Source organism: Glaciimonas sp. Gout2, from assembly GCF_035018905.1.
Classification (GTDB): domain Bacteria; phylum Pseudomonadota; class Gammaproteobacteria; order Burkholderiales; family Burkholderiaceae_D; genus Glaciimonas.
The window spans coordinates 1-6,849 of the sequence record NZ_JASJXA010000080.1 but is presented as its reverse complement, the minus strand read 5'-3'; the positions used below and the strand labels follow the sequence as shown (position 1 = coordinate 6,849).

The following is a 6,849-nucleotide window of genomic DNA, read 5'->3' as shown; positions in this document are numbered from 1 at the left end:
ATATTAAAGAGCGATTGAAGGGTAGACTATAGCTACAAAGAAAACTACAAGGCTATACAAAAGCGATGATCGGCAATGTGAAAAAAGTAAGAAAAAGTCATTTTTTTAAACACTTCAAGGTTTCCGGTATACACATTAATCAAACGGCGCTGGTTCTCGGTTGCATTTTACCAATTGCAGCCGTAGCCTTTTTTTTGATTGTCAATTTTTACACGCATGAACGAGAAAATTTGACGCGTCACGCTGCCAGCAACGCTGATGCGATCATTGCTGCTGTAGATAGAGAATTCGCCAGTACGCAGTCGGCTCTTCAACTTCTTAACAGTTCCCCGCGTCTGGCGGATGGCGACTTTAAGACTTTTTATGCCAGAGCGTTGGAAGAGTTACCGATGCTTCCCGTTGAAAGTATCGCAGTGTTAGCATCCGACGGCCAGCTGCTCCTCTCCACTAATCTTCCATTTGGACCGATTCTTCCCAAATTAACGGATGTGCCTTTACTTAAAAATATATTTGAAACAGGTAAACCAAGCGTTTCTGGCCTTTTCGTGGGGCCGCTCTCAGGGCGACTTGTTTTTTCTATCGCAGTCCCGGTGAAGCGTAATGGATCAATTCTTTATTCACTGAATGCCTCAGTAGCGCCCTCACAACTCTTAAATTTAATGGCAGATCAAAAGCTGCCCGGTAGTTGGATCGCTGCGATCATCGACAGCAATGGAAATGTCGTAGGGCGCACCCAAAACCTGCAAAAATTTATCGGCAATATGGTGACGCCAGAGTTGTGGCAACGTCTCATCAGCGCGAATAAAGGCCGTTTCGTTACCACTACCCTCGAAGGCGTTCCTGCTATGACGGTATACAGTCGTTCCTCTACAAGCCAATGGGCAGTCGCCTTGTCGATACCGTTAGTCGAGCTCACTGAAGGCCTTCACCATGCACTACTCTTACTGATTATTACGACGGTCATCGTCCTGTCATTAGGACTTGTGCTAGCGTGGTTTTTGGGGGAACGGGTTGCCAATTCTGTCAATGCACTCATACAGCCCGTTATTGCATTAAGCGCGAATAAACCGTTTACCATTCCAACACTGCATTTTGCGGAGGCAAATAAACTGCGCAAAGCGTTGCTTGATGCCTCAACCAAGCTCTTCCAGGTCGGATACGACGCGCATCATGACGGCAGTACGGGTATGCCTAATCGCGCACTATTTGATATAGCATTGAATCAGCAATTAGCACTCTGCCGACGTTATAAGACGACACTCGCCGTCTTATATATTGACATAGAGGTTGCCGACGCAGAACCGGATACGGTTAGCGAGGAAAGTGAGGATGCGGATGTTCTTTTACGTCATATATCCATGCGGATCAAAAACTCTCTTCGGGCTCCTGATATGGCTGCCCGACTTGATCGCGATCACTTTGCCATCGTTTTAATTCACTCCGATGTACCAAGCGCCACTATTTTTGCTAATCAATTGTTCGATATCCTTTCCGAACCATATCAATTAGGACGCATCACAGCCACGATATCGGCTAGCATCGGTATTGCCGGTTATCCTGTTACGGGAAGGGACGGGCCGACACTGTTGAAATATGCTGATGATGCAATGCACAAGGCCAAGACTTTAGGCGAGCGTAGGGTTTGTATCGCATGGTGAACATAACCCAATAACTATCTAGCCGGACCCTGCGTATTCATCTTTATTATTTTGTAACAAAGAACTAATGGTCAATCCAATCGATAAACCTACGCTGCAACGCGTATTCATCAATCGTCTGCCGATTACGTGGTTAGCGGTGGTTTTTGTGGTGTTTGTTTGCCTTTCTCTGGTAGCAATCGATGGCTGGCAAAGTTGGAGCGCCCGCCGTGTGCAATTGCAGGAAGCAAAAGTTGCCACCACCAATATGGCAACGGCCATAGCGCAGCATGCAGACGACACGATCAAAGAGGCGGACACTGCGCTAGTCGGGCTGGTAGAACGCGTTCAGACCGACGGTACAAGTCCTGCTGCGCTCGAACGTTTGCACCGCCTGTTGGTGCAGCGAGTGGGCGAATTGGATCAGTTAAATGGCTTATTTGTGTATGACGAAAAGGGAAATTGGCTCGTCAACTCTATGGCTTCGATGCCCGCAAACGTCAACAATGCAGATAGAAACTATTTTATTTATCACCGCAAACATTTGGATTCGGCGCCGTTCATCGGTCTGCCGATTCAAAGCCGGTCCAATGGTGCCTGGATATTGACGGTATCTCGCCGAATCAATCACCCGGACGGCAGCTTTGCCGGAGTTGCATTGGCCACCATCAATATGGATTATTTTAATAAATTCTACGATCACTTCGAAATCGGCAAACGCGGCGCGATTGTGCTGGCGTTAGACGCAGGCATGATGCTCACTCGTCGGCCGCTATTGTATGATTCTATTGGAAAAAATATAGCGAATAGCACTGTATTTGTTAACTATGTATCCAGGAGCAAATTTGGGACCATTTCGATTGTATCCTCCCAAGACGGCGTTAAACGCATACATAGCTTCCGGCACGTCGAGCATTACCCATTATTTGTGGTTGCAGCGTTGTCGGAAGAGGAAATTCTTGCCGTTTGGCTCTCAGACACTTATCTGCATTCCGCTGGCGTGGCGCTGCTGCTGCTCGTGCTTGTAGTATTTGGGTTTCATCTGGTGAGGCAAATCCAACGACGTGTGCATGCGGAGGCAGAAATTGTGCAAGCCAGAGATGCGTTACTGACACTGAACAAAACGCTTGAACAACTATCTTTGCAAGATAGTCTGACCGGTCTTTCGAATCGGCGTCACTTCGACATAGCGCTAGAGAAGGAATTTAAACGTGCCATGCGCAATGGTCGTTCATTGGCTTTGATTATGATCGATGCCGATTATTTCAAGCAATATAATGATATGTACGGGCATACCGAAGGCGATGAATGCCTGCGGACAATCAGTCAAATTGTGAAGTCTAATCAAAATCGGCCGGGAGATCTTGCGGTACGCTACGGCGGAGAAGAGCTGGCGATTTTACTGCCTGATACCCACTTACGCGGCGCGATGACGATTGCTGAAAATATTCGCTACCACGTTCACCGTCTGGCCATCGAACATTCTGGCAGCCCGTTTGGCGTGGTGACGATTAGTGCTGGCGTAGAGGCTTACGTTCCTTTCAGGAATGAGCAACTGCCTTTGGAATTGGTGCAAGCTGCGGATAAGGCGCTGTATAACGCCAAGGCCGACGGACGCAATCGTGTTTGCTTCAATACAAACATCGACAAAGCAACATTAGTCGACGAAGTGTAAAACTTCTGCACAACTTGCACCTTACAGCCTGATAACGTCAACTCAGTTAATGGGCGGCGGTGGCGAGGAAGCCTTAGGGCTTGCTGGGTTTTACTTTTTTTGACCAGTCTGCTAACCCTGCTATTTGCCGCCCACCCTACTTAGCAGTGGGACGCGGCGTAACCAAAAAAGGCTTGACCTATGCTAAAAGCCATCTTACCTGTCCGGTATCGTCTTACCATCATCAAACGCCGCACCATCCTGATCGAACCGGTAGCGCAATCATGAGCAAACGAACAGCACCAAAATCTCTCCATCAGGGATTTTCATGGTTGCCCGACCACCACCAAAATCAAGAAGCCGCAGAATTTTATGCCCTGACCAAAGATGTCTGCCACGGCATTCAACTATCCATCGATTTGGCGCATTTTAGTACGATGGACAGAAACAGCGATACGACGCCGGTATTGAATATTGCAGACACCGAAACTTTATTGCGGTTTACTTTAACGTCGTCGCAGATGTTGGGGAGCATAGCTGAATTGCGAATTGACCAGCTTGATCGTAGCGCCATCAATTGGACTGAGCCTGATGCAAAGGCAGCGTCTTAAGCGCCAATTCAGTTCCGTAATAAGTCAAATCGCCTGAATCCCATAGCGATTGTTTTTTCTAGCTAAGCACGCATTGCGAGGCCGGAAAACGCGGTATGGCGATGAGGGGAATCGCACATTCTTGCTAGGCAAGGATGATCGTTTATTCCCCTCACATCAAGCAAAAGGCGTGTCCGATTTCTTCAAAGTACGCAATACAAAGCTCGATTTGCTATGCCGTATGCCGGGTATTTTATACAGCTTTTCTCTTAATAAACGCTCGTAATCTCGCGTGTCTTTAACGGCGATGCGAATGTAATAGTCGTAGTCGCCGGAGACCAGATAGGCCTCCATGACCTCTGGAATCGTTTCAAGAATACGACCGAATTCGTACAACGTTTCATCGCTGTGACTCTCCAGATTGACCTGAATGATGACAGTATCTTGATACCCAAGTTGGGCAAGATCGACTTTGACCGTATAGCCTTGGATTGCGCCAGCCGATTCCATGCGTTTGATGCGGTTCCAGCATGATGTTGTGGACAGCCCGACTTCTTGACCAATATCTTGCAGGCTTTTGCGCGAGTCTTGCAAAAGTGCCCGCAAAATCGCGAAATCCTGAATGTCGAATATTTTTCCGTCTTTCTTTGAAATAGTCATTTTATTTTCCGAAGTGTAAGCAATTCAACTGAAATTATGAATCCTTTTCAGGCTGAAATAGAATATCATTTTAGTATGAAAATAAGCCAAAATACTTTATCTCCCAACAATGCGTTGTTGGATTCTGAGCCGCACCTGCAATTGACCGGCGCACAGGTTCTATTGCGTACGTTGATTGATTGCGGCGTAGATACCATTTTTGGCTATCCGGGCGGCGCAGTATTGCCACTCTACGATGCACTACATTCGGAGCCGCGCCTTCGGCATATTCTCGTTCGTCATGAGCAGGCTGCCGTCCATGCAGCGCAAGGTTACGCCCGATCAACCGGTCGCCTTGGGGTGGTTTTTGTGACGTCGGGGCCAGGGATCGCCAATACAACGTCTGGCTTACTTGATGCCTTGAGTGATTCTATTCCGTTATTGTGCGTGAGCGGACAAGTCGCGACGACTGCGATTGGTACGAACGCGTTTCAAGAGTGTGATGCGCTTGGCATTTCTCGTACGGTCACCAAGTGGAACGTTCAGATTGGTGACGTTGCCGATATTCCGGATACGGTTCGGTATGCAGTAGCGCAGGCGACGACCGGACGGCCAGGGCCGGTATTAATCGATATACCGAAAGATATTCAGGGACGGTTGTTTGTCGCCCGTCCCCAAACCGCGTCATCTGCCGCATTGCCTGCGTCGACCGATTTAACGCTGGCGGACTTGCCGCCGGTTGCGCTTTTACGTGAAGCGGCACAGATGATCGCAGCATCACGCAGGCCTATACTTTATGGCGGAGGAGGGTTGATCAACTCCGGCAGTGAGGCATGCGCGCAATTTGTTGATCTGGTACATATGACCAACGCGCCATGTACGCTCACGTTGATGGGGCTCGGCGCGTTTCCCGCATCCGATCCGCAATGGCTTGGTATGTTGGGAATGCACGGCACGCTGGAAGCCAATCTGGCTATGCATGAAGCGGATCTTGTCGTCTGTGTCGGCGCACGTTTTGATGATCGTGTCACGGGCCGGTTAAAAGACTTTTGCCCTGAAGCACGCATCGTTCATATCGATATCGATCCAGCATCAGTCGGCAAGGTTGTCAAAACAAATGTTGGACTGGTCGGCGATTGCGCCAAAGTACTTGCCGCTTTAGGTGAGCAGCTTGCATCGTTGCCGCTAGATGCCACTCGCACCGCTGACTGGTGGGCCAAAATTGCACTATGGCGCGCTGAAGAATCTCTTGGTTATACGCATTCACTTCCAACCATCGTGCCGCAACACCTGATGCAAACATTGGCTGAACATCTTGACGGTACTGACGCGATTGTGTCAACTGATGTTGGTCAACATCAAATGTGGGCGGCGCAATATCTTCAGTTTGAAGCACCGCATCGCTGGCTTACCTCGGGCGGCGCAGGCACGATGGGCTACGGTTTGCCCGCGGCGATTGGCGCACAGATTGCACATCCGGATAAGTTGGTGGTGTGTGTCAGCGGCGATGCATCCATTTTGATGAATATTCAGGAGATGGCGACGGCTGCCCAACATCGATGTCCGGTGAAAGTCATTATTTCAAACAATGGCTGCATGGGAATGGTCAGGCAATGGCAAGAACTGCATCATGGCGCGCGATATAGCCATAGTTATAACGAGGCGTTGCCAGACTTTGTTGCTTTGGCCAAGGCATTCGGGTGGGGATCACGCCGTGTTGAACTGGCTTCTGAACTGAGTGAGGCGATTGACGCCTGCCTTTCTTCACCCGGTCCTTTTCTGCTGGATGTTGCAGTCGAGCAGCTCGAAAACTGTTTTCCCATGATACCGGGCGGAAGCGGACACCACGAGATCATGCTGTCAGAGAACCGCTGGTATGATAGCCGCACCGGGTCGGTCGTTACAAGACCACCAGATTCTGCGACTTAAAGAGATTTCAAAAAAATAAGTCAGGTCGCGTTATCCACGTGATCTGGTCGACAGGTCAGCAACGGTGATCCCCGTGCCTGACCTGTTTTATTTTATTCACACTATTCACAAAAAAAAGGTCGAATCGAAAGGTGCGATTTGCTCGAAGTGTGGGTTGAATTGCGGCTTCAAATATGTCCGTAAATACATCCGCAACTGCATCCAATACTTTATCGGGCAAATCGAGATCGCAAGATTGCAGGCAATGCGCCTGACAACCTTGCTACAACTGGAACTATTAAATTAAGGTTTGCGCCGTTATGCTAGTTAAAGCAATGTGAAGTATTGATGTAGGTATACTTCTTAACTATATGATTTACATAGTATTTATTACGATTAAGTTGCTTGATACCTATTGAAG

Annotated in this window: 5 protein-coding genes; 4 read left to right on the top strand and 1 reads right to left on the bottom strand. The window is 48.6% G+C overall.

Going from position 1 to position 6,849, the window contains the following annotated elements; translation table 11 throughout:
- Window positions 1-230: 230 nt before the first annotated feature.
- From QN379_RS22685 to QN379_RS22675, 3 genes are all read left to right on the top strand, one after another.
- Window positions 231-1,658, top strand: a complete 1,428-nt coding sequence (locus QN379_RS22685; protein WP_323507695.1) for a sensor domain-containing diguanylate cyclase — start codon at window positions 231-233, stop codon at window positions 1,656-1,658.
- A 67-nt stretch (window positions 1,659-1,725) separates the two neighbouring features.
- Window positions 1,726-3,312, top strand: a complete 1,587-nt coding sequence (locus tag QN379_RS22680; RefSeq protein ID WP_323507694.1) for a sensor domain-containing diguanylate cyclase — start codon at window positions 1,726-1,728, stop codon at window positions 3,310-3,312.
- A 263-nt stretch (window positions 3,313-3,575) separates the two neighbouring features.
- Window positions 3,576-3,902 carry a hypothetical protein gene (locus QN379_RS22675; RefSeq protein WP_323507693.1) on the top strand — a complete coding sequence of 109 codons (327 nt, stop codon included), beginning with the start codon at window positions 3,576-3,578 and terminating at the stop codon, window positions 3,900-3,902.
- A 156-nt stretch (window positions 3,903-4,058) separates the two neighbouring features.
- On the opposite strand, the gene QN379_RS22670 is transcribed toward QN379_RS22675, so the two are convergent.
- Window positions 4,059-4,541, bottom strand: a complete 483-nt coding sequence (locus QN379_RS22670; RefSeq protein ID WP_322238606.1) for an Lrp/AsnC family transcriptional regulator — start codon at window positions 4,539-4,541, stop codon at window positions 4,059-4,061.
- 75 nt (window positions 4,542-4,616) lie between these two features.
- On the opposite strand from QN379_RS22670, the gene ilvB reads away from it, so the two are divergent.
- Window positions 4,617-6,449, top strand: a complete 1,833-nt coding sequence (gene ilvB / locus QN379_RS22665; RefSeq protein WP_323507692.1) for a biosynthetic-type acetolactate synthase large subunit — start codon at window positions 4,617-4,619, stop codon at window positions 6,447-6,449.
- Window positions 6,450-6,849 lie beyond the last annotated feature (400 nt).

Bases quoted from the DNA above. Each gene is read 5' to 3' on its own strand.
- QN379_RS22680 (WP_323507694.1), top strand. From the start codon at position 1,726: ATGGTCAATCCAATCGATAAACCTACGCTGCAACGCGTATTCATCAAT.
- QN379_RS22675 (WP_323507693.1), top strand. From the start codon at position 3,576: ATGAGCAAACGAACAGCACCAAAATCTCTCCATCAGGGATTTTCATGG.
- QN379_RS22670 (WP_322238606.1), bottom strand. From the start codon at position 4,541: ATGACTATTTCAAAGAAAGACGGAAAAATATTCGACATTCAGGATTTC.
- ilvB (WP_323507692.1), top strand. From the start codon at position 4,617: ATGAAAATAAGCCAAAATACTTTATCTCCCAACAATGCGTTGTTGGAT.